The sequence below is a fragment of the Paraburkholderia sp. J94 genome (assembly GCF_905220285.1).
GTDB classification, from domain to species: Bacteria; Pseudomonadota; Gammaproteobacteria; order Burkholderiales; family Burkholderiaceae; genus Paraburkholderia; species Paraburkholderia tropica_A.
Genome location: NZ_CAJMZH010000003.1, coordinates 526,080 through 547,973, shown reverse-complemented (window position 1 = coordinate 547,973; position 21,894 = coordinate 526,080). Strand labels below are relative to the sequence as shown.

The window sequence follows — 21,894 nt, the reverse complement described above, 5'->3', positions numbered from 1 at the left end:
GGTCAAAAGAGTGAAGCGCCAAATGCAGCAATGAAGCGCAGCGATGAAGCGCCGAGATATTAAAGCAAAACGTCCCGCCGCAATGTTCTTAGTCTTATATAAGACATAAGACGTGAGGGTCAGGTCGGTGCAAGCCGCTCGCGCGCCGCGACGCGAGCGTCGGTGCATCGCAACAGCACCGCACCGGCAAAACGCCCGTGACGCACGGACGAAGCGGCTGTGAAGCGGCTATGAAGCGGCTGTGAAGCGCGCGGCACGGGCGTTCGGAGCGTGGGCTAGAATAACGGCCAGACCCCTGCGCCGCGAGCCTGAGCAGTCTTCATGCCGCATCGAACGCGCGAAGCCGCCGGTCGCGACGTAGTCGATCCTGCGCTTTCGATCCTGTTCGCGGTCGCCAGACCGATCCCCCTACTGGAGTTGATCATGCCGTATCAGCACATCAAGGTCCCGGCGGAAGGTGACAAGATCACCGTCAATCCGGATTTCTCGCTCAACGTTTCTAACCAGCCGATCATCCCGTATATCGAGGGCGACGGTACGGGCGTCGATATCACGCCGGTCATGCTGAAGGTGGTCGACGCGGCGGTGCAGAAGGCCTACGGCGGCCAGCGCAAGATTCACTGGATGGAAATCTACGCGGGCGAGAAGGCCACGCGCGTGTACGGCCCTGACGTGTGGTTGCCCGAGGAAACGCTCGACGTGGTGAAGGACTACGTCGTGTCGATCAAGGGTCCGCTGACGACGCCGGTGGGCGGCGGCATCCGCTCGCTGAACGTGGCGCTGCGTCAGCAGCTCGACCTCTATGTGTGTCTGCGTCCGGTGCAGTACTTCAAGGGCGTGCCCTCGCCGGTGCGCGCGCCGGAGAAGGTCAACATGGTGATCTTCCGCGAGAACTCGGAAGACATCTACGCGGGCATCGAATGGCCCGCCGAATCGGAAGGCGCGAAGAAGCTGATCCAGTTCCTGCGCGACGAGATGGGCGTCTCGAAAATCCGCTTCCCCGATAGCTCGGGCCTGGGCGTGAAGCCGGTGTCGCGCGAGGGCACGGAGCGTCTCGTGCGCAAGGCCATCCAGTACGCGATCGACAACGACCGCCGCTCGGTGACGCTCGTGCACAAGGGCAACATCATGAAGTTCACCGAAGGCGCGTTCCGCGACTACGGCTATGCGCTCGCGCAGAAGGAATTCGCGGCGGAACTGATCGACGGCGGCCCGTGGATGAAGATCAAGAATCCGAAGACGGGTGGCGACATCGTCGTCAAGGATGTGATCGCCGACGCCTTCCTGCAGCAGATCCTGCTGCGTCCCGCCGAATACGACGTGATCGCCACGCTGAACCTCAACGGCGACTATATTTCGGACGCGCTCGCGGCGCAGGTCGGTGGCATCGGCATCGCGCCGGGTGCGAATCTGTCCGATTCGGTGGCGATGTTCGAAGCCACGCACGGCACCGCGCCGAAGTACGCGGGCAAGGACTATGTGAATCCGGGCTCGGAAATTCTCTCGGCGGAAATGATGTTGCGTCACCTTGGCTGGTTCGAGGCGGCGGATCTGATCCTCGCGTCGATGGAAAAGTCGATCCAGCAAAAGCGCGTGACGTACGACTTCGCGCGTCTGATGGAAGGCGCGACGCAGGTGTCGTGCTCGGGCTTCGGGCAGGTGATGATCGACAATATGTGAGCGGCGTGCTGAACGCCTCGCGGCGTTCCTGAGCGTTCGCGCCGATCGAAACCCCGCCGGACCGATGGTTCGCCGGGGTTTTTTATTGCCTTGCGCTATGATGTATCGATTCCCGCACGCTCATTTGCCGCGCCTTTTTTCGATGCCGTTTCTGCGCCGTCTCCTTCTCGTGTTCACCTTCGCGCTCCTCTCGGTGCGCGGCGCGGGCGCGTGCGAGCACGAAGCGGTCATGCCGATGACGCATGCCTCGCGGTATGTCTCACAGCATGCCTCGCAACACGTCGCGCAGCCTGTCGCGCAAGCGGGTTGCATGTCGGCGCCGGCGCATCAGGGTTCATCGCATTGTCACGCCAGTTGCTGCGTGGTCGGCTGCGGCGTTCACTGCGGCGCGCCGCCGCTCGCCGCGCGCTTCGAGGTGTGGGGCGCAGGCGCGCATGCGCCGCCCATCGTTGCCGTCCGTCTGCGCGCGGGTATCACGCACGCGCCGCTTCTGCCTCCTCCGATCGTCTGAACGCGATCCATCACACGCTTTGCACCCCGCGCGCGACCCACGCCGCGCAGGGTGCGCACGATCCTATGCGCGCGGCTCGCCCATGCGACGCGCCGCGCCATCGAGCACGAGGAATGCAGCAATGAAACGAAGAGATTTTCTGTCGGGCGCGGCCAGCGCCATCGCCACCGCCTGGTTCGCGCGCGGTGCGTTCGCCGCAGGCGACGACACCATGCCGATGCACGATATGGGCACGATGAACGGCATGTCGTCGATGTCCGGCATGCAGGGTGGCATGCATAACGAGATGCACGGCGGCGCGCTCGCGCCCGTCGATGCGCTGCCGTCCGGCGCGCCGCTCGCGCGTCTGCGCACGCTCGTCAACGAGAGCCGCACGCCGGGCGAGTTTCGCGCAACGTTGCTCGCGCAACCGGTTTCGCGCGCGCTCGTGCACGGCCAGGCCGATACCGTGTTCTGGCAGTTCGACGGCGGGCTCGCGTCGGCGGGGAAGGGCGATACGTCGGGGCCGGTGGTGGGGCCGCTGATCGAATTGCGTGAAGGCGATCGCGTCGAGATCCGCGTCGTCAACCGTCTTGAGCAGCCGACCACGATGCATTGGCACGGCCTGCCCGTGCCGCCCGATCAGGACGGCAATCCGTCGAATCCGATCGCGCCGGGCGGCGAGCACGTCTATCGCTTCACCTTGCCGAAGGGCAGCGCGGGCACCTACTGGTATCACCCGCATCCGCATATGCAGACCGCCGAGCAGGTGTTTCGCGGCCTCGCGGGCCCGATCGTCGTGCGTGCGGGCGACGATCCGCTCGCTGCGTGGCCCGAGCGTCATCTGTTCGTCTCCGACCTCAAGCTCGCCGCGGACGCCAGCATCGCGCCCAGCAGCATGATGGACTGGATGAACGGCCGCGAAGGCCAGTTCGCGCTCGTCAACGGCGCGCGCGAGCCGATGATCGACGTCGTGCGCGACGAGCGCTGGCGCGTCTGGAACGCGTGCAGCGCGCGCTATCTGCAACTCGCTTTCGACGATGGCCGCAGGTTCGCGCAAGTGGGCACCGATGGCGGTTTGCTCGCCGCGCCGCGCGACGGACTCACCGCGCTCGTGCTCGCGCCGGGCGAGCGCGCCGAGCTGATCGTGCGCGCGGGGCAGGGCGCGTCGCAGGCGCGTTTGCTCGCGGCGCAATACGATCGTCACAAGATGGCGATGTCGCACGGCAGTCTGCCGCCGGGTCCGAGCGTCGTGCTCGCCGATGTGCGATTCACTCCCGATGCCGCTGCGCCGACTGCGCTTCCGTCGTCATTGCGCGCGATCGCACCGCTCGGGCCTGCGCGCGCGCAGAAGTCGGTGGGGTTCAGCGAAGCGATGGATATGCACGCGATGCACCAGCCGGGTGCGTCGAATCTCGCGATGCCGCGCGGCATGAAATTCATGATCAACGGCGAGACTTACGTGCCGGGGCGCGCGACGCTCACGAGCCGGCGCGGCGACGTCGAAAACTGGACGATCGCGAACGGCACGGACATGGATCATCCGTTCCATCTGCACGGTACGCAGTTCCAGGTGTTGTCGCGCGAATTCGACGGCAAGCGCATCGACGAGCCGTATCTTGCATGGCGCGACACGATCAACGTGAAGCCCGGCGAAATCGTGCATATCGCGACCGTGCAGCACGAAGCCGGCGACCGCATGTTCCATTGCCATATCCTCGAGCACGAGGACCTCGGCATGATGGGCACGTTACGCGTGACGTGAGCCGCGACGAAGCACGGGACCGCGTTCAGCGAGCGCGGTTTATACCATGCGCATCGTTAAGAAACGATGACATGCGGAGTGCGAATGAATGCGGCATTAAACGCGACTGTTAAAAATGCATAAAAGCAGCCGCTGAAAAAAGGAAACCCGGCCGAAGCCGGGTTTCCACAAGGTACGGGTACCGAACGTATCAGGCTGCTGCCTGAATGTTCGATGCCTGTTTGCCCTTCGGGCCTTGCACGACCTCGAAGCTCACTTTCTGCCCTTCTTTGAGGGTCTTGAAGCCATTCATCTGGATGGCCGAAAAATGAGCAAACAGATCCTCGCCGCCTTCATCCGGCGTGATGAATCCGAAACCCTTCGCGTCGTTGAACCACTTGACCGTACCGGTTGCCATACCAACTTCCCCTGTAACTCATGTCACTACCACGAGCAGTTCGAAAAGCTTAACGATCGCGGTATGCGATCGCCCCCTCCTCACAAGCTCACCAACGGCATTTTTTCGAAATTAAAGGCGGTTGAAAAAAGTGCCAGCTTGATTGTTGAGGCTCTTTATTCTGCTGTCAAGAATATTTTGAGACCGTGCCAGACGCGTTGTAAAGAGCACATTTCCAGGGTTTTTCCGGCTTTTCTTGAATGCTGCGCCGCGATGTTGCGCGCCATGCTCATGAAGTGCTCGTGCCCGCTTTTCATGGTGCATCGGTTGCACCGCCAACAGACAGCGGTGAATGTCCGGTCGCTTGTCGGTATCGATGACGCATGAAGTCGGACACGCGGCGGGGTCATGTGAGCGGGGCATCTTGAAAAGTCGCATAATCGACTCACATGGGACGCAGGGCGTAGGACTGGATTGACGTCGACGAGCGTGGAATCTGACAGCAAGCGTGCGGGCGCCGACAGTAGGCGACCACCTGACGCCGCAGGTTGTGCGATACTCGATTCGACGGTGGCCCGAAAGCTGCTGGAGAGATTCAAACCGCGGTTTCGACGTTGAAACGAAGCGCGGATCGAACCGGCCCCGCAGCCGGGCGCCCATGCAGTCGCCTGGGCGTAGTTGATCGAGCCCGGAACGGGGAAGGCGCAGGGATTGCTCGCATGATGCGGGGCGCCGGAGCCAGCTTCACCGGACGGCCGGTCGGGTTTCGGCAGGATTGCGGGCCTGTCCGAGTTGTTTAGAATGGGTGTATGGCAATTATCCCGGACAAGCAGGATTCAACCGTACTGGAGCGGCAGGAGCACAAGGTCAAACCGCCCTCCATGTACAAGGTCGTGCTGATGAACGACGACTACACGCCGATGGAATTCGTCGTGATGGTCGTGCAGGAATATTTCAATAAGGACCGCGAGACCGCAACGCAGATCATGTTGAAGGTTCATCGCGAGGGCAGGGGCGTTTGTGGGGTCTATACGCGGGACATCGCGTCGACCAAGGTTGAGCAAGTCGTTACCCACGCACGGCAGGCCGGGCATCCGCTGCAGTGTGTGATGGAGGAAGCATGATTGCCCAGGAACTGGAAGTCAGCCTGCACATGGCGTTCATGGAAGCACGTCAGGCGCGGCACGAGTTCATCACGGTCGAGCATCTCTTGCTGGCGCTGTTGGATAATCCGACAGCGGCAGAAGTGTTGCGCGCGTGCGCCGCGAATATTGAAGACCTGCGACAGAACCTGCGCAACTTCATTCATGACAATACCCCTACGGTTCCCGGCACGGATGACGTCGATACGCAGCCGACGCTCGGGTTCCAGCGCGTGATCCAGCGCGCGATCATGCACGTTCAGTCCACTTCCAACGGCAAGAAGGAAGTGACGGGCGCGAACGTGCTGGTGGCGATCTTCGGCGAGAAGGACTCGCACGCGGTGTACTACCTGCAACAGCAGGGCGTCACGCGTCTGGACGTCGTGAATTTCATTTCGCACGGTATCGCGAAGACCGGCAGCGGCGAAGCCGCCAAGGCCAGCGACGCGAACGCCGAAGCCGAAGACGCGGCAGGCCAGAAGGAAACTCCGCTCGCCCAGTTCACGCAGAACCTGAACCAGATGGCGAAGGACGGCCGCATCGATCCGCTGATCGGCCGCGAGTCGGAAGTCGAGCGCGTGGTGCAGGTGCTGTGCCGCCGCCGCAAGAACAATCCGCTGCTCGTGGGCGAAGCCGGCGTCGGCAAGACTGCGATCGCGGAAGGCCTCGCCTGGCGCATCACGCGCGGCGAAGTGCCGGACATTCTCGCCGACGCGCAGGTCTACTCGCTCGACATGGGCGCGCTGCTCGCGGGCACGAAGTACCGCGGCGACTTCGAGCAACGTCTGAAGACGGTGCTCAAGGAGCTGAAGGAGCGTCCGCACGCGATCCTGTTCATCGACGAGATTCATACGCTGATCGGCGCGGGCGCCGCATCGGGCGGTACGCTCGACGCGTCGAACCTGCTGAAGCCGGCGCTCTCGTCGGGCACGCTCAAGTGCATCGGCGCGACCACGTTCACGGAATATCGCGGCATCTTCGAGAAGGACGCGGCGCTGTCGCGTCGCTTCCAGAAGGTCGACGTGATCGAGCCGACCGTCGAGCAGACGGTGGCCATTCTGCGCGGTCTGAAGTCGCGTTTCGAGGAGCACCACGGCGTGAAGTATTCGTCGGGCGCGCTCAATGCGGCGGCTGAGTTGTCCGCACGCTTCATCACGGATCGGCACTTGCCCGACAAGGCGATCGACGTGATCGACGAAGCGGGCGCGGCGCAACGCATCCTGCCGAAGTCGAAGCAGAAGAAGACCATCGGCAAGAGCGAGATCGAAGAGATCATCTCGAAGATCGCGCGCGTGCCGGCGCAAAGCGTGTCGCAGGACGATCGCAGCAAGCTGCAGACGCTCGACCGCGATCTGAAGGCCGTGGTGTTCGGCCAGGATCCGGCCATCGACGCCCTGGCGGCGTCGATCAAGATGGCCCGCGCGGGTCTCGGCAAGACGGACAAGCCGATCGGCTCGTTCCTGTTCTCGGGTCCGACCGGCGTCGGCAAGACCGAAGTGGCGCGCCAGCTCGCGTTCACGCTCGGCATCGAGCTGATCCGCTTCGACATGTCCGAGTACATGGAGCGTCACGCGGTGAGCCGTCTGATCGGCGCGCCGCCGGGCTATGTCGGCTTCGACCAGGGCGGTCTGCTCACCGAAGCCGTCACGAAGAAGCCGCACTGCGTGCTGCTGCTCGACGAAATCGAGAAGGCGCACCCGGACATCTTCAACGTGCTGCTGCAGGTGATGGACCACGGCACGCTGACGGACAACAACGGCCGCAAGGCGGATTTCCGCAACGTCATCATCATCATGACGACGAACGCGGGCGCCGACACGATGAACAAGTCGACGATCGGTTTCACGACGCGCCGCGAACAAGGCGACGAAATGGCCGACATCAAGCGCCTGTTCACGCCGGAGTTCCGCAACCGTCTGGATGCGACGATCAGCTTCCGTGCGCTCGATGAGGAAATCATCATGCGCGTGGTCGACAAGTTCCTCATGCAGCTCGAAGACCAGCTGCACGAGAAGAAGGTCGATGCGCTGTTCACCGACGCGCTGCGCCAGCATCTGGCCAAGCACGGCTTCGACCCGCTGATGGGCGCGCGGCCGATGCAACGCCTGATCCAGGACACGATCCGCCGTGCGCTCGCCGACGAACTGCTGTTCGGCAAGCTCATGAGCGGCGGCCGCGTGACCGTGGATGTGGATGCCGACGACAAGGTGTTGCTCACGTTCGACGAGCAGCCCGCGCCGCGTCCGCCGGAGGCGGTCGAAGTAGAATAAGCGGTTTCCGCTTCAGGTCAGCCGGAACGGCGCGGACTTCACGGTCCGCGCCGTTTTGTTTTGTGCGCGTAAATTCGGCGAATGTCGTCGAACGAGTGCGCATCGCCGGTGAAATGGCCGCATGCCGTTGAGGGTGAAGGTGAGTTCAGATAAAAAGGGTGCGTTCGATTCGATCGTCGAGCGCGAGCGCGGTTTGCGCCGCGGGCTGTCCGCCGGCCAGATGACGATGATCGCCATCGGCGGCGCGGTCGGCACCGGCTTGTTTCTCGGCAGCGGCTTCGCGATCGGCTTCGCCGGTCCGGGCGTGCTGATCTCCTACGCGATCGGCGCGCTGATCGCCTTGCTGCTGATGGGCGCGCTCGCCGAGATGACGGTCGCGCATCCCACTTCGGGCTCGTTCGGTGCTTACGCCGAGCACTACATCGGGCCGCTCGCGGGCTTCGTCGTGCGCTACGCGTACTGGTCGGCGTATGTGCTGGCGGTCGGCACCGAGGTCGCGGCCATCGCCGTCTACATGAAGTTCTGGTTTCCGCACGTGCCGGGGCTGTACTGGATCGTCGGCTTTTCGGCAGCGCTGATCGTCGTGAACGCCATGAGCGTGCGCGCTTACGGCACGATCGAATATCTGTTTTCGAGCCTGAAAATCGCGGCCATCGTGGCGTTCATCGTGCTCGGCGCGTGGTTCGTCTGGCACGCGCCTGCGGGCTCGGGCGTGGGCTTCGCGAACTACACGTCGCACGGCGGGCTGTTGCCGAAGGGCTGGTGGGGCGTGTGGGTCGGCACCATCGTCTCGCTGTTCAGCTATCTCGGCGTGGAGACCATCGCGGTCGCGGCGGCCGAAGCGCAGGACCCGGCGCGCGCCGTCACGCGCGCGTTCCGCGCCACGGTGCTGCGCCTCGTGCTGTTCTATCTGCTCACGCTCGCGCTGATGCTCGCGATCGTGCCGTGGACCGAAGCGGGCGGCAACGAAAGCCCGTTCGTCAAGGTGATGGCCGAAACCGGCGTACCGTACGCGGCGGGCGCGATCAACTTCATCGTGCTGGTGGCCGCGCTGTCGGCCATGAACAGCCAGCTCTACATCACCACGCGCATGATGTTCAGCCTTTCGCGCGCGGGCTACGCGCCCGCCGTGTTCGGCCGCCTCACGCGTCAGGGCGTGCCGACGGCGGCGCTCTCGCTGTCGACCATCGGCATCGCGGTGTCGGCGGTGCTCAATGCGCTGTGGCCGCAGACGGCCTTCACGCTGATGATGTCGATCGCCATGTTCGGTGCGATGTTCACGTGGCTGATGATCTTCGTCACGCAGATTTTCTTCCGCGTGAAGCAGGGCGGCGCGCCGCTGAAATTCCGCATGTGGGGCTTTCCGCTGACGAGCGTGCTGGGCGCGATCCTGATGCTCGGCATTCTGGTGGGCACGGCGTTCACGCGCGAATTCCGCATGACGCTCGCGTACGGCATTGCGTTTCTCGTCGCGCTGGTCGTGATCTACGCGCTCTGGTATCGACGCCGTCCGCCGCTTGCGGCTTCTGCGGAAGCCCAGCGCTAAACAACAAAAAAGCACGCTCGAAAGCGTGCTTTTTTTATGGCCGTGCGCGGCGGGCGGGGCGCTTAGTGCTTGCCCGTGCTGCCGAAGCCGCCTTCGCCGCGCTGGCTCTCTTCGAAGCTCTCGACGAGGTTGAACTGCGCCTGCACGACCGGCACGATCACGAGCTGCGCGAGGCGCTCCAGCGGGTTCAGCGTGAAGGTCGTGTGGCCGCGATTCCAGGTGGAGATCATCAGCTCGCCCTGGTAGTCCGAGTCGATCAGGCCGACGAGGTTGCCGAGCACGATGCCGTGCTTGTGGCCGAGACCCGAGCGCGGCAGGATCAGCGCCGCGTAGCCCGGATCGGCGAGGTGGATCGCGAGGCCGGTCGGGATCAGCTTCGTTTCACCCGGTTCGAGCGTGACGGGCGCGTCGAGGCACGCGCGCAGGTCGAGGCCCGCGCTGCCCGGCGTGGCGTAATGGGGCAGCTGGTCGCGCATGCGTTCGTTGAGGATCTTGACGTCGATTTTCATGGGGTGAGCAGTTAGGTCAGTTTGAGCGAGGCAGTTCGAAGGCCTCGGCGAGAAGTTCGTAGGAGCGCTGACGCGCCTTGTAGCTGCCGGCGACGGTCAGCACGATCAGTTCGTCGGCGCGGAAGCGGTCCTTGAGCGCCAGCAGGCGCTCCGTGACGCTGTCCGGCGTGCCGATGATGCTGCGCGGCTTCTCGCGGTCGATCACGAGTTGCTCGCGCTCGCCGTATTCCTGCGCGCGGCCTTGTTCGAGGCTCGGGATCGGCGCGTTCAGGCCGTAGGCCATCTGCACGCGGCGCAGGTCGACGGCTTTTTCGAGGTCGGCGGCCTCGGCTTCGGTATCGGCGCAGATCACGAACACGGCGCAGGCCAGATACGGCTTCGCTTCGTGGCCCGCCTTGAAGCGGTCGTGATACGCCTCGGACACCAGATGCCCGAAGTGCGCGTTGATGAAATGCGCGAACGAGAAGCGCAGCCCCAGTTGCGCCGCGAGCAGCCCGCCGAAGTCGCTCGATCCGAGCACCCAGAGCTGCGGGCGCGTCCCGATCTGCGGCTGCAGCACGACGCCATGCGCGAGGTGATCGGCGGGCAGCGTGCCGTCCATCAGCCCGACGAGATCCTGCACCTGCTGCGCGAACTGATCGCCGCGATTGTAGGTGCCCGCCGCGACCGCCTGCGCCGTGCGCATGTCGCCGCCGGGCGCGCGTCCGACGCCCAGATCGACGCGGCCGGGGAACAGCGCCTCCAGCATCATGAATTGCTCGGCGACCTTGAACGGGCTGTAGTAGGGCAGCATGACGCCGCCCGAGCCGATGCGGATGCGCTTCGTGAGACTGCCGAGGCGCGCGAGCAGGACTTCGGGGCAGGGATTGCACACGCCGAGCAGGCCGTGGTGCTCGGCGCACCAGTAGCGCGTGTAGCCAAGCTCGTCGGCGAGTTGCGCGAGGTCGAGCGTGGCGGCGAGTGCATCCGCCGCGGTGTGCCCGGCGATCACGGGCGATTGATCCAGTACGGAAAGCAGCGTCATGGCGTACTGCTCCTCGATGACGTTCGCGAGGCGGCGCGCGGGTAGCGCCCGCGCGCACGCATCACGAGATGATGCTCGGGTCCGGCAGACGCTTCGCGATTTCGGTGACGAGCGTCTGCGCGAGCGCCAGCTTGGCCGCGCGCGGCAGCGGCGTGCGGCCGGCGGCTTCGAACAGCACGACTTCGTTGTCGTCCTGACCGAAGGTGAGCGGGCCGAGATTGCCGATCAGCAGCGGCACCTTCTTGCGCGCGCGCTTCTCTTCGCCGTGCACGTCGAGGTCGCCGCTTTCGGCGGCGAAACCGACGCAGTACGGCGCATTCGGCATGGCCGCGACCGAGGCGAGGATGTCCGGGTTCTCGACGAACGTGAACGTCGGCATGCGGTGCCCGGCCGTCTTCTTGATCTTGTGTTCGGCGACGTGATCGACGCGCCAGTCGGCCACCGCCGCCACGCCGATGAACACGTCGGCGTCGGGCGCGGCGCGCATCACCGCGTCGTACATCTGCTGCGCGGTCTGCACGTCCTCGCGGTAGACGCCCCACGGCGTCTCCAGCGCGACCGGGCCGGCCACCAGATGCACGTCGGCGCCCGCCTGCTGCGCGGCGCGCGCGAGCGCGAAGCCCATCTTGCCGCTCGAACGGTTGGTGATGCCGCGCACCGGATCGAGCGGCTCGAACGTCGGTCCCGCCGTGATCAGCAGCTTGCGGCCCGCGAGCACCTTGGGCGAGAAGAAGGCGACGATCGCCTCGTACACGGCCTCAGGCTCCAGCATGCGCCCGTCACCGACCTCGCCGCAAGCCTGCGGACCCGAATCGGGGCCGAGCGTTTCGATGCCGTCGGCGCGGATCTGCGCGACGTTGCGCTGCGTGGCCGGGTTCTGCCACATCTGCCGGTTCATCGCCGGGACGACCAGCAGCGGACAGTCGCGCGCGACGCACAGCGTGGAGAGCAGGTCGTCGGCGAAACCGTGCGCGAGCTTCGCGATGAAGTCGGTGGACGCAGGCGCGATGACGATGGCGTCCGCCTCGCGCGACAGGTCGATGTGCGCCATGTTGTTGGCCACGCGAGCGTCCCACTGGCTCGTGTAGACCGGGCGGCCCGAGAGCGCCTGCATGGTCACCGGCGTGATGAACTGCGTGGCCGCTTCGGTCATCACGATCTGCACGGTCGCGCCCGCCTTGACGAGCAGGCGCGTGAGCTCGGCGATCTTGTAGCAGGCGATGCCGCCCGTCATGCCGAGCACGAGATGGCGCCCGGCCAGTTCGCCCGGATGGGCTGCGGAGGTGTTCAAGTCGGTTCTCTCCAGTGACGCAGCGTGACGCGATGCGGCGCGACGTGGCGCACCGCGTCGCGCCGTGACTTAACGCGAGCCGCGCACGCGCCGCAGTTCGTCGAACACCAGCAAGGCCGCGCCGACGCAGATCGCGCTGTCCGCGACGTTGAACGCCGGCCAGTGCGAGTGGCCCAGATGGAAGTCCAGGAAGTCGATCACGTGGCCGTACATCAGGCGGTCGATCACGTTGCCGAGCGCGCCGCCCAGGATGAGCGAGAGCGCCGTGCAGAACATGCGCTGGCCCGCGTGACGCTTGAGCAGATAGCAGATCACCAGCGCGGCCACGACGCCCAGCGCCGTGAACGCCCAGCGCTGCCAGCCGCCCGCCGCCGCGAGGAAGCTGAACGCCGCGCCCTTGTTGTAGACCAGCACGAGGTTGAAGAACGGCGTGATCACGCGGCCTTCGCCGTAAGCGAACACTTTGGCGATGGCGATCTTGGTGAGCTGATCCGCGAGGATCACGATCACCGCGATGCCGAGCCACGGCGCGAGCGTACCGCTCGCGCCATTCGGCTTCATTTGCTTCGTCATGGTCTTGGCCATTATGCGGCGCTCCGGGATTCGCCGTTGCCGAACAGATTGACGACGCAGCGGCCGCACAGGCCCGGATGCTCGGCGTTCGCGCCCACGTCGTCGCGATAGTGCCAGCAGCGTTCGCACTTGAGGTACTTCGAGGTCACGACTTCGACGCCTTCGTCCGCTTCGCTTTCGACCTTCACGACTTCCGCCGCCGAGGTGATCAGCACGAACTTCAGGTCGTCGCCGAGCGAGGTGAGGGCGTCGTAACGCGCGCCGCTCGCGAGAATGCGCACTTCGGCCTGCAGCGACGAGCCGATCTGGTTCGCGCCGCGCGCCTCTTCGAGCGCCTTCGTGACGTTGCCGCGCACTTCGCGCAGCAGCGTCCACTTGACGATCAGATCCTGCGCGCTCGCGATGTCCGGGAACGCATGGAAGGTCTCGGTGAAGATGGTTTCGCTTTGCGGCTGGAACACCTTCCACGCTTCTTCGGCCGTGAACGAGAGGAACGGCGCGAGGATGCGCAGCAGGCTGTGCGTGATGTGATGCAGCGCCGTCTGCGCACCGCGACGGGCGGCCGAATCCGGCGCGCTCGTGTAGAGGCGGTCCTTCAGCACGTCGAGATAGAAGCCGCCGAGATCTTCCGAGCAGAACGTCTGCAGCTTCGCCACGACCGGGTGGAACTCGTAGCGGTCGTAGTGCGAGAGCACGTCGTTTTGCAGCGTGTGCGTGAGCGCCACGGCATAACGGTCGATTTCGAGCCATTGATCGGCGGGCAGCGCGTGCTTCTCGAAGTCGAAGTCCGACAGGTTCGAGAGCAGGAAGCGCAGCGTGTTGCGGATACGGCGATAGCCTTCCGTCACGCGCTTCAGGATTTCTTCCGAGATCGCCAGTTCGCCCGAATAGTCGGTCGACGCGATCCACAGGCGGATGATTTCCGCGCCCAGACGGTTCGCCACTTCATGCGGATCGACGCCGTTGCCGAGCGACTTCGACATCTTGCGGCCTTCGCCGTCGACGGTGAAGCCGTGCGTGAGCAGCGCGTTGTAGGGCGGGCGGCCGTCGAGCATCGAAGCGGTCAGCAGCGACGAATGGAACCAGCCGCGATGCTGGTCCGAGCCTTCCAGATAGAGGTCGGCCGGGAACTGCAGTTCTTCCGCGTGCGAGCCGCGCAGCACGTGCCAGTGCGTCGTGCCCGAGTCGAACCACACGTCGAGCGTGTCGCGGTTCTTCTCGTACATATTCGCGTCGTCGCCGATCAATTCGCGCGGATCGAGCGTCTGCCAGGCTTCGATGCCGGCCTTCTCGACGCGCTTCGCGACTTCTTCGAGCAGTTCCGGCGTGCGCGGATGCAGCTCGCCGGTTTCCTTGTGCACGAAGAACGCCATCGGCACACCCCATTGGCGCTGGCGCGAGAGCGTCCAGTCCGGGCGGTTGGCGATCATCGAGAACAGGCGCTGCTTGCCCCACGACGGATAGAACGCCGTGGCTTCGATGCCTTCGAGCGCGGTTTCGCGCAGCGTCTTGCCGCCGTCGTTCGGCGTGACGTCCATGCCCGCGAACCATTGCGAGGTCGCGCGGTAGATGATGGGCGTCTTGTGGCGCCAGCAGTGCATGTAGCTGTGCAGGTACTTTTCGCTGCGCAGCAGGGTGCCGGCGGCGTCGAGCGCGTCCACGACCTTCGGGTTCGCGTCCCAGATCGACAGGCCGCCGAACAGCGGCAGCGATTCGACGTAACGGCCATCGCCCATCACCGGGCTGATGATGTCGGAGTCGACCATGCCGTGCGACTTGCACGACACGAAGTCTTCCACGCCGTAGGCGGGCGCCGAGTGCACGATGCCCGTGCCGGTGTCGGTCGTCACGTAGTCGCCCAGGTAGATGGGCGAGGTGCGCTTGTAGCCCGGATGCGCCGACGCGAGCGGGTGATTGAAGCGCAGGTTCGCGAGCTTTTCGCCCTGCGTGGTGGCGACGACCGTGCCTTCGAGGCCGAAGTCCTTCATGCAGGCTTCGACGCGTTCGCTCGCGAGAATCAGCAGGCCGCGCTGCGTGTCGACGAGCGCGTACTCGATTTCCGGGTGCACGTTGAGCGCCTGGTTCGACGGGATCGTCCAGGGCGTCGTGGTCCAGATGACGATGCCGCCTTCCTCGCGCGGCAGCGCGGCGAGGCCGAACGCGGCCGCCGTTTCGGCGGGCTGCGCGAACGTGAACAGCACGTCGATGGTCGGATCGGTCTTGTCCTTGTACTCGACTTCGGCTTCAGCGAGCGCCGAGCCGCAGTCGAAGCACCAGTTCACCGGCTTCAGGCCGCGGAACACATAACCCTTCTCCATGATCTTCGCGAGGGCGCGGATTTCGCCTGCCTCGTTCGCGAAGTTCATGGTCTTGTACGGGTTGTCCCAGTCGCCGAGCACGCCCAGGCGCTTGAAGCCCTTCTTCTGCGTTTCGATCTGGCCGGCTGCGTATTCGCGCGCCTTCTTCATCACTTCCTGCGCGGGCAGCGACTTGCCGAACTGCTTTTCGATCTGGATTTCGATCGGCATGCCGTGGCAGTCCCAGCCCGGCACGTAGACCGCGTCGTAGCCCGCGAGATTGCGCGCCTTGACGATCATGTCCTTGAGGATCTTGTTCACCGCGTGGCCGAGGTGGATGTCGCCGTTCGCATACGGCGGGCCGTCGTGCAGGATGAACTTCTTGCGGCCCTTCGAGGCTGCGCGGATCTTCTTGTAGATACCTTGTTCTTCCCACTCCTTGACCCATTGCGGCTCGCGCTTGGGCAGGTCGCCGCGCATGGGGAACGGCGTGTCGAGCAGGTTGACGGGGTACTTCGATTCGGACTTTTGCGGCTTGCCGGAGGATGCTTTTTTGTCGCTCATGGTGAGATCACGTGGAATTCGGGGGATGCATGGCGTCAGCATTGCGGGCGATGCCGCGCAACCGTCGCCTCGGACGCCGCACGCGTTTCGCGGCGGCGCCTGGGGGCGGGCGGCCCGGAACGCGTGCTTTGCGAAGCAAGACGCGCGCGGGCCGCGGGTCAAATTCGGTCGGTCGCCGAGGTGGCGAAACCGGTGGACGCGCCGCCGGCCGCGCCCGTGCCCGCCGCGGCGAACCACGCGCGGGCGTTGGCCACGTCGCGTGCGATCGCGGCGGTGAGCGTTTCGAGGTCGGCGAACTTCTCCTCGTCGCGCAGCTTCTTCAGGAACTCGACGCGCACGAGCTTGCCGTACGCGCTGCCGTGCCAGTCGAGCAGATGCACTTCGAGCAGCACGCGGCCCGAGTCGTCGACCGTGGGCCGCAGACCGAGGCTCGCGACGCCCGGCAGCGGGTGGTCGGCGATACCGTGAACCTGCACGACGAAAATGCCCTTGAGCGCGGGGCGCTTGTGGCCGATCGGCAGATTCAGCGTGGGGAAGCCGAGGTCGCGGCCGAGCTTCAGGCCGTGCACGACGTGCCCGCTGATTTCATAACCGCGGCCGAGCGAGGCGCGCGCCGCGTCCAGATCGCCGGCCGCGAGCTGCGTGCGCACGGCGGAGCTGGAAATGCGCACGCCCGACGGGTCGGCGACGGTCGCCATCTGTTCGACTTCGAAGCCGTGTTCGCGGCCCGCGAGCTGCAGCGAGGCGAAATCGCCCGCACGCTTCGCGCCGTAGCGGAAGTCGTCGCCGATCATCATCCAGCGCGCGTGCAGGCCGCCCACGATGATGCGTTCGACGAACGCGTCCGGCGACTGGCTCGCGAACGTGTGGTTGAAATGCTCGACCACCACGCGGTCCACGCCGTTCTCGCGCAGCGCTTCGAGCTTGTCGCGCAGCATGGCGATGCGCGGCGGGGCGCTGGCAGGATTGAAGAACTCGCGGGGATGCGGTTCGAAGGTCATCACGCAGACCGGCAGGCCGCGCGCGTTCGCGGCTTCGCGCACGCGCGCGAGCAGCGCCTGATGTCCGCGGTGGACACCGTCGAAATTGCCGATGGTGAGCGCGCAGGGCGCGCGGCTTTCGGCGTTGGGAAGACCGCGGAAGACTCTCACGATAGCGGAACCTGGAGGAACCTCGAAAAGCGCGCGGGCCATGCGCGCTCGATATGACCGGTGGTGCGGCCTGGGCCGCGACTAAACAGGAGATTATAAACGCACGCGGAGGCGATCGCTCCCGCCCGAGCGTCGGCGACCCTCCCCGATGATAAAATCCGCGGATGAAAAATCTCGTCATCCTGATTTCGGGGCGGGGCAGCAACATGGAAGCCATCGTGCGCGCGTGCGCGCACGAAGCCTGGCCGGCGCGCATCGCCGCCGTGATTGCCAACCGTCCTGACGCTGCGGGCCTTGCGTTCGCGGCGTCGCACGGCATTGCCACGGCGGTGGTCGATCATCGCCAGTATCCGGATCGCGCCGCCTTCGACGCGGCGCTCGCGCAAACCATCGACGGTTTTGCGCCCGATCTCGTCGTGCTCGCGGGCTTCATGCGCGTGCTGACCGAAGGTTTCGTCACGCATTATTCGGGTCGGATGCTCAATATCCATCCGTCGCTGCTGCCGAGCTTTCCGGGCCTCAAAACGCACCAGCAGGCGCTCGACGCGGGTTGCCGCGTGCACGGCGCCACGGTGCATTTCGTCACGCCCACGCTGGATCATGGTCCCATCGTCGCGCAGTCGGGCATTCCGGTGCGCGCCGGCGACGACGCCGCGGCGCTGGCCGCGCGCGTGCTCAAGACCGAACATGTGATTTACCCGCGCGCAGTGCGCTGGTTCGTCGAAGGGCGCCTCGCGCTCGACGGCGAGCGCGTGACACTGACGCCACCCGAGCCGCAATGGCTCTTCCTTGACGACGCAAACGAAGCACAAGCACACACCGCCGGGGAGGGCGTATGAGGCTGCATGGATTTTTGATTGGACAAACCGAGACGCTGCTCGCCGAAGTGCTCAAGTTCGCCGGCCCCGCCGACGCGATCACGAGCCGCTTTTTCCGCGAGCATCCGAAGCTCGGTCACGCCGAGCGCGGCGTGATCGCCGAAGCCGTGTTTGCGGTCCTGCGCCGCCGCACGGAGTTCGCGCACCTCGCCGAAAGCGGTGCGGGCAGCCCGACGCGCCGCCTCACGCTGCTCGGCCTGATGGCCACGGCGGGCCGCTCGGCGATCCGTCCGTTCCTCTCGGACGCCGAGGCGAACTGGCTCGAACACGTTGCGAAGATCGACCCGGCGAGCCTGCCGCAGCGCGTGCAGCTGAACCTGCCCGACTGGATCGTGAAGTCGCTCGAAACGCGCTTCGACACCGCCGAAATCGTGCAGCTGGCCGCCGCGCTGAACTATCCGGCGCCGCTGGACCTGCGCTCGAACCCGATCAAGGCTAGCCGCGAAGAGTTGCTGCGCGCGCTGTCGACCGCCGGTATCGAAGGCGGCGAGACGCCGTTCGCGCCGAACGGCGTGCGCGTGACGGGCAAGCCCGCGCTCTCGAAGCTCGACGCCTTCAAGGACGGCTGGTTCGAAGTGCAGGATGAGGGCAGCCAGCTGCTGTGCTCGCTGGTCGCGCCGCGCCGTGGCGAGATGGTGGTGGACTTCTGCGCGGGCGCGGGCGGCAAGACGCTGGCGCTCGGCGCGATGATGCGCTCGTCGGGCCGACTCTACGCGTTCGACATTTCCGATCGCCGTCTCGCGAAGCTCAAGCCGCGCCTCGCGCGCAGCGGCCTCTCGAACGTCAATCCGGTGCTGATCGACAGCGAACACGACGCCAAGATCAAGCGCCTGATCGGCAAGATCGACCGCGTGCTGGTCGATGCGCCGTGCTCGGGTCTGGGCACGCTGCGCCGCAATCCCGACCTCAAGTGGCGCCAGTCGCCCGAGTCGGTCGCCGAACTCGCGCCCAAGCAGTTGTCGATTCTCACGAGCGCCGCGCGCCTGCTCAAGCGCGGCGGCCGTCTGGTCTACGCGACCTGCAGCATTCTCGAAGCCGAGAACGAAGCGGTCGTGAAGCAGTTCCTCGACGCGCATCCCGATTTCGCATTGGTGAGCGCGCGCGACGTGCTGGCGGACCAGCGCGTGGGCCTCGATACCGGCGATTACCTCTCGCTGTGGCCGCACCGCCACGCCACGGACGGCTTCTTCGCCGCCGTGCTGGAGCGTCGTAGCGAGCCGAAGTTGAAGACGAAGAAGGCGGCTGCCGAGACCACGCCCGAGGAATCCGCCGCCGCGACCGAAGCCGCCGACGCCATCGCCAAGGCGCAGCAGCCCGAGGCCGCCGAGCCGGACGCGACGCAGGAATAAGCGGCTCGGGAGGTAGCAAGCCGTATCACGCGGGGCCGTCCGATTCAGATCGGGCGGCCCCGCGCCGTTTGAATTCGCGCTGTTCGCAGTCCGTTTGCATTCCGTTTGCATTCTTGACCCATGATGGAAAACCGCATTTTTTCGCACATGCTGGGCGGCGTGATCCGCGACTTCGGCCAGCCGGTCATGCTCTGGCAGGTCGCCGTGCTGATCGGCGCGCTCGTGCTGGCCTGGCTGCTCGCGCGGCTGCTGCGCCGCGTGCTCGAAACGCGCCGCCAGCAACGCTACGAAGGCCTGCCCTTCGGCGCCGAAAGCCTGTCGCGCGCCTTCTTCCCGCTGATCGGCGCGGGCAGCGTCTGGATCGCGCGCGAGATCGCCAGCAATTTCATCCACACTTCGCTGCTCAATCTCGCGCTGGTGCCGCTGTTCGGCATCGGGCTCATCTACATCGCGTTCTTCTTCGCGCGGCGCGTGTTCGGCCGCAACGGCCAGACGCACGCGTGGCTCGGCATCGTCGAAAAGCTCGTTTCGCTGATCGTCTGGCTCGGCATGCTGTTCACCGTGCTCGGCATCCAGGACGACGTGCTCGCGTGGATGGAGAGCGTGCGCTTTCGCATCGGCACCTCGCACGTGAGCCTGCTGTCGCTGTCCAACGGCCTGCTGTGGGTCTGCGTGACGATGATCATGGCGGTCTGGGCGGGCGCGGCGCTCGAAGACCGGCTGATGCGCGCGACCACCATCGACGCCAATCTGCGCGTCGTGCTCGCGCGCGTGGGCCGCGCGCTGCTGGTGTTCGCGGCCATCCTGTTCAGCCTCTCGATCGTCGGCATCGACATCACGGTGCTGGGCGTGTTCGGCGGCGCGCTCGGCGTGGGGCTGGGCTTCGGCTTGCAGAAGATCGCGAGCAACTACGTGTCGGGCTTCATCATCCTGATCGACCGCTCGCTGCGCCTCGGCGACACCATCAACGTGAGCGGACTCGCGGGCAAGGTCACGCAGATCCGCACGCGCTACACGGTCGTGCGCGGCCTCGACGGCGTCGAAACGCTGATCCCGAACGAAAAGCTGATCACCGATGTGGTGCAGAACCAGTCCTCGTACCTGACGCGCGGCTATGCCAAGGCCGCCGTGCAGGTCGCCTACGACACCGATCTCGACCAGGCGATGGCGCTGCTCGCGCGCGCGGCCGAGGGCATCGAGCGCGTGCTGACCGATCCGGCCCCCACGCCGTATCTGGCGAGTTTCGGCGGCGACGGCATCAATCTCGAACTCGGTTTCTGGATCGCCGACGCGGCCAACGGCACGTCGAGCGTGCGCTCGGCGGTGAACATGAACATCTGGCGCCTGTATAACGAAGCGGGGATTTCGATCCCGTTCGCGCAGCGCGAGGTGCGCATCATTGGCGGGGCGATGCCGGTGGCGGGGCCGCCGACGCAGGCGCGGAGCGAAGCTCAGCCTCAAACGGCCGCCGACGAAAGGTAAGAAGGGCCGGAAGGGCGTCTCGAATGTGCGGCAAACCGCCCCTGGCGCCCTAAAGACGGTTGACTCCGCGGCCGTTAAAGAAAAAAATCTTCATTTGTTACAAACACTTGGAACGGTTCTAGTAGAATGCCGTCCAACCTCCTGCTGTACGCTTTCACTTTCTTGACAGCGGTTTCGGGCTGAAAGGCCGCCGCGCTACGTTTCACGGGTACGAACCTTGTTGAATTCCCTGCTTGATTTCCTCGCTCACGGCGTGCTGCACTTCTCGTGGTGGCAGATCCTGCTGTTCGTGGCGGTGGTCACCCACATCACGATCGTCGGCGTCACGGTGTATCTGCACCGCTGCCAGGCGCACCGCGCGCTCGAGCTGCATCCGATCATGAGCCACTTCTTCCGCTTCTGGCTGTGGATGACCACGGGCATGCTGACGGGTCAGTGGGCCGCGATCCACCGCAAGCACCACGCCAAGTGCGAGACCGAAGAAGATCCGCACAGCCCGCAAACGCGCGGCATCTGGAAGGTGCTGCTCGAAGGCGCCGAACTCTATCGCGCCGAAGCGAAGAACGAAGAAACGCTGCGCCGCTTCAGCCACGGCACGCCCAACGACTGGATGGAGCGCAACGTCTACACGCGCTTCCCGATCCTCGGCGTGAGCATCATGATGGTGATCGACGTGGCGCTGTTCGGTCTGGTCGGTCTCTCCGTCTGGGCCGTGCAGATGGCGTGGATCCCGTTCTGGGCCGCCGGCGTCGTGAACGGTCTCGGCCACTTCTGGGGCTATCGCAACTTCAATTCGTCGGACGCCAGCACGAACCTGTTCCCGCTCGGCATCATCATCGGCGGCGAAGAACTGCACAACAATCACCACACCTTCGCCACCTCGGCGAAGCTGTCGAGCAAGTGGTACGAGTTCGACATCGGCTGGATGTACATCCGCATCATGCAGGCCGTTGGTCTCGCCAAGGTCAAGAAGGTCGCGCCCACGCCGCGCCTCTCCAAGACCAAGCTCGTGCCCGACCACGAAACGCTGCAAGCCGTGCTGTCGAACCGCTATGAAGTCATGGCGCGTTACGCCACGGTCGTGAAGCAGGCGTATCGCCAGGAGCTCGCGCATCTGAAGGAAGTGGGCGAGCGCGAGAAGTACAAGGTCATGCGCGGCGCGCGCAAGTGGTTCGACAAGGAAGAAGCCAGCCTGAACGAGCCGCAAAAGCGCCAGCTGCCGCAGATCTTCGCGGACAGCCAGAAGCTGCGCACCTTCATCGAACTGCGCAATGAACTCGCGGCCATCTGGGAACGTTCGAGCGCCTCGCGCGAACAACTGCTCACGCAGCTCCAGGATTGGTGCCATCGCGCTGAACAAAGCGGCATCAAGGCGCTCCAGGAATTCGCGACGCGTCTGCGCCGCTACGCCTGATCCGGTGGATTTCCGCGCGTTCGCGGCCTCGCAGTCGTCCATGCGGGCTGCGTGAGCGGCGGAAAAATCCATTAGAATTCAGGTACGTCACAA

The 21,894-nt window shown here is 65.2% G+C and carries 18 protein-coding genes; 11 read left to right on the top strand and 7 right to left on the bottom strand.

Translation table 11 applies throughout. The annotated features are described in order from the left end of the window. The first annotated feature begins 423 nt into the window (after positions 1-423). From icd to U4Y88_RS08740, 3 genes are all read left to right on the top strand, one after another. On the top strand, positions 424-1,680 hold the full coding sequence (gene icd, locus U4Y88_RS08750; protein WP_321783431.1) for an NADP-dependent isocitrate dehydrogenase: 1,257 nt from the start codon (positions 424-426) through the stop codon (positions 1,678-1,680). Between the two features lie 142 nt (positions 1,681-1,822). Beyond that, positions 1,823-2,191, top strand: a complete 369-nt coding sequence (locus U4Y88_RS08745; protein ID WP_321783380.1) for a hypothetical protein — start codon at positions 1,823-1,825, stop codon at positions 2,189-2,191. Positions 2,192-2,312: 121 nt separating this feature from the next. Next, positions 2,313-3,935, top strand: coding sequence for a multicopper oxidase family protein (locus U4Y88_RS08740; RefSeq protein WP_321783378.1), 1,623 nt, complete (start codon positions 2,313-2,315; stop codon positions 3,933-3,935). 190 nt (positions 3,936-4,125) lie between these two features. Here U4Y88_RS08740 and cspD read toward each other — a convergent pair whose 3' ends face one another. After that, positions 4,126-4,332 (bottom strand): cold shock domain-containing protein CspD, encoded by a 207-nt coding sequence (gene cspD, locus U4Y88_RS08735; RefSeq protein WP_017776809.1) that lies wholly within the window; start codon positions 4,330-4,332, stop codon positions 4,126-4,128. A 63-nt stretch (positions 4,333-4,395) separates the two neighbouring features. On the opposite strand from cspD, the gene U4Y88_RS08730 reads away from it, so the two are divergent. From U4Y88_RS08730 to U4Y88_RS08715, 4 genes are all read left to right on the top strand, one after another. Continuing rightward, on the top strand, positions 4,396-4,698 hold the full coding sequence (locus U4Y88_RS08730; protein ID WP_321783376.1) for a hypothetical protein: 303 nt from the start codon (positions 4,396-4,398) through the stop codon (positions 4,696-4,698). A gap of 422 nt (positions 4,699-5,120) precedes the next feature. Beyond that, positions 5,121-5,435, top strand: a complete 315-nt coding sequence (gene clpS / locus U4Y88_RS08725; protein ID WP_027817520.1) for an ATP-dependent Clp protease adapter ClpS — start codon at positions 5,121-5,123, stop codon at positions 5,433-5,435. Then, positions 5,432-7,723: an ATP-dependent Clp protease ATP-binding subunit ClpA gene (clpA, locus tag U4Y88_RS08720; protein WP_224004534.1), complete on the top strand. Its 2,292-nt coding sequence runs from the start codon at positions 5,432-5,434 to the stop codon at positions 7,721-7,723. The genes clpS and clpA overlap by 4 nt, the downstream gene beginning before the upstream one ends. A gap of 139 nt (positions 7,724-7,862) precedes the next feature. Continuing rightward, positions 7,863-9,269, top strand: a complete 1,407-nt coding sequence (locus U4Y88_RS08715) for an amino acid permease (protein WP_321783374.1) — start codon at positions 7,863-7,865, stop codon at positions 9,267-9,269. A 62-nt stretch (positions 9,270-9,331) separates the two neighbouring features. Here the strand turns inward: U4Y88_RS08715 and dut are convergent, their stop codons facing one another. The 6 genes from dut to U4Y88_RS08685 form a co-directional block, all read right to left on the bottom strand. Continuing rightward, positions 9,332-9,778 (bottom strand): dUTP diphosphatase, encoded by a 447-nt coding sequence (dut, locus tag U4Y88_RS08710; RefSeq protein ID WP_224004528.1) that lies wholly within the window; start codon positions 9,776-9,778, stop codon positions 9,332-9,334. A 16-nt stretch (positions 9,779-9,794) separates the two neighbouring features. Continuing rightward, on the bottom strand, positions 9,795-10,802 hold the full coding sequence (locus U4Y88_RS08705; RefSeq protein ID WP_321783372.1) for an LLM class flavin-dependent oxidoreductase: 1,008 nt from the start codon (positions 10,800-10,802) through the stop codon (positions 9,795-9,797). A 61-nt stretch (positions 10,803-10,863) separates the two neighbouring features. Next, complete coding sequence (gene coaBC / locus U4Y88_RS08700) at positions 10,864-12,093, bottom strand: bifunctional phosphopantothenoylcysteine decarboxylase/phosphopantothenate--cysteine ligase CoaBC (protein WP_415774410.1); 1,230 nt, start codon at positions 12,091-12,093, stop codon at positions 10,864-10,866. Between the two features lie 69 nt (positions 12,094-12,162). Next, positions 12,163-12,678 carry a signal peptidase II gene (gene lspA / locus U4Y88_RS08695; RefSeq protein ID WP_321783370.1) on the bottom strand — a complete coding sequence of 172 codons (516 nt, stop codon included), beginning with the start codon at positions 12,676-12,678 and terminating at the stop codon, positions 12,163-12,165. Further along, the gene (gene ileS, locus U4Y88_RS08690) at positions 12,678-15,527 is read right to left on the bottom strand and encodes an isoleucine--tRNA ligase (RefSeq protein WP_224004516.1); all 2,850 of its coding nucleotides are present in this window, start codon (positions 15,525-15,527) and stop codon (positions 12,678-12,680) included. The genes lspA and ileS overlap by 1 nt, the downstream gene beginning before the upstream one ends. A gap of 158 nt (positions 15,528-15,685) precedes the next feature. Beyond that, positions 15,686-16,720 (bottom strand): bifunctional riboflavin kinase/FAD synthetase, encoded by a 1,035-nt coding sequence (locus tag U4Y88_RS08685; RefSeq protein WP_224004513.1) that lies wholly within the window; start codon positions 16,718-16,720, stop codon positions 15,686-15,688. A gap of 122 nt (positions 16,721-16,842) precedes the next feature. On the opposite strand from U4Y88_RS08685, the gene purN reads away from it, so the two are divergent. The 4 genes from purN to U4Y88_RS08665 all read left to right on the top strand — a co-directional run bounded on the left by purN (position 16,843) and on the right by U4Y88_RS08665 (position 21,801). Continuing rightward, positions 16,843-17,517, top strand: coding sequence for a phosphoribosylglycinamide formyltransferase (gene purN, locus U4Y88_RS08680; RefSeq protein ID WP_224004510.1), 675 nt, complete (start codon positions 16,843-16,845; stop codon positions 17,515-17,517). Then, positions 17,514-18,905 carry an RsmB/NOP family class I SAM-dependent RNA methyltransferase gene (locus tag U4Y88_RS08675; RefSeq protein WP_224004507.1) on the top strand — a complete coding sequence of 464 codons (1,392 nt, stop codon included), beginning with the start codon at positions 17,514-17,516 and terminating at the stop codon, positions 18,903-18,905. The genes purN and U4Y88_RS08675 overlap by 4 nt, the downstream gene beginning before the upstream one ends. A 123-nt stretch (positions 18,906-19,028) precedes the next feature. Next, complete coding sequence (locus tag U4Y88_RS08670) at positions 19,029-20,387, top strand: mechanosensitive ion channel family protein (RefSeq protein ID WP_321783368.1); 1,359 nt, start codon at positions 19,029-19,031, stop codon at positions 20,385-20,387. A 217-nt stretch (positions 20,388-20,604) separates the two neighbouring features. Next, on the top strand, positions 20,605-21,801 hold the full coding sequence (locus U4Y88_RS08665; protein ID WP_224004504.1) for an acyl-CoA desaturase: 1,197 nt from the start codon (positions 20,605-20,607) through the stop codon (positions 21,799-21,801). The last annotated feature ends 93 nt before the right edge of the window (positions 21,802-21,894 follow it).

Excerpts from the sequence above, each read along its gene's own strand:
- icd (WP_321783431.1), top strand. The coding sequence starts at position 424 with ATGCCGTATCAGCACATCAAGGTCCCGGCGGAAGGTGACAAGATCACC.
- U4Y88_RS08745 (WP_321783380.1), top strand. The coding sequence starts at position 1,823 with ATGCCGTTTCTGCGCCGTCTCCTTCTCGTGTTCACCTTCGCGCTCCTC.
- U4Y88_RS08740 (WP_321783378.1), top strand. The coding sequence starts at position 2,313 with ATGAAACGAAGAGATTTTCTGTCGGGCGCGGCCAGCGCCATCGCCACC.
- cspD (WP_017776809.1), bottom strand. The coding sequence starts at position 4,332 with ATGGCAACCGGTACGGTCAAGTGGTTCAACGACGCGAAGGGTTTCGGA.
- U4Y88_RS08730 (WP_321783376.1), top strand. The coding sequence starts at position 4,396 with ATGCGATCGCCCCCTCCTCACAAGCTCACCAACGGCATTTTTTCGAAA.
- clpS (WP_027817520.1), top strand. The coding sequence starts at position 5,121 with ATGGCAATTATCCCGGACAAGCAGGATTCAACCGTACTGGAGCGGCAG.
- clpA (WP_224004534.1), top strand. The coding sequence starts at position 5,432 with ATGATTGCCCAGGAACTGGAAGTCAGCCTGCACATGGCGTTCATGGAA.
- dut (WP_224004528.1), bottom strand. The coding sequence starts at position 9,778 with ATGAAAATCGACGTCAAGATCCTCAACGAACGCATGCGCGACCAGCTG.
- U4Y88_RS08705 (WP_321783372.1), bottom strand. The coding sequence starts at position 10,802 with ATGACGCTGCTTTCCGTACTGGATCAATCGCCCGTGATCGCCGGGCAC.
- lspA (WP_321783370.1), bottom strand. The coding sequence starts at position 12,678 with ATGGCCAAGACCATGACGAAGCAAATGAAGCCGAATGGCGCGAGCGGT.
- ileS (WP_224004516.1), bottom strand. The coding sequence starts at position 15,527 with ATGAGCGACAAAAAAGCATCCTCCGGCAAGCCGCAAAAGTCCGAATCG.
- U4Y88_RS08685 (WP_224004513.1), bottom strand. The coding sequence starts at position 16,720 with ATGGCCCGCGCGCTTTTCGAGGTTCCTCCAGGTTCCGCTATCGTGAGA.
- purN (WP_224004510.1), top strand. The coding sequence starts at position 16,843 with ATGAAAAATCTCGTCATCCTGATTTCGGGGCGGGGCAGCAACATGGAA.
- U4Y88_RS08675 (WP_224004507.1), top strand. The coding sequence starts at position 17,514 with ATGAGGCTGCATGGATTTTTGATTGGACAAACCGAGACGCTGCTCGCC.
- U4Y88_RS08670 (WP_321783368.1), top strand. The coding sequence starts at position 19,029 with ATGGAAAACCGCATTTTTTCGCACATGCTGGGCGGCGTGATCCGCGAC.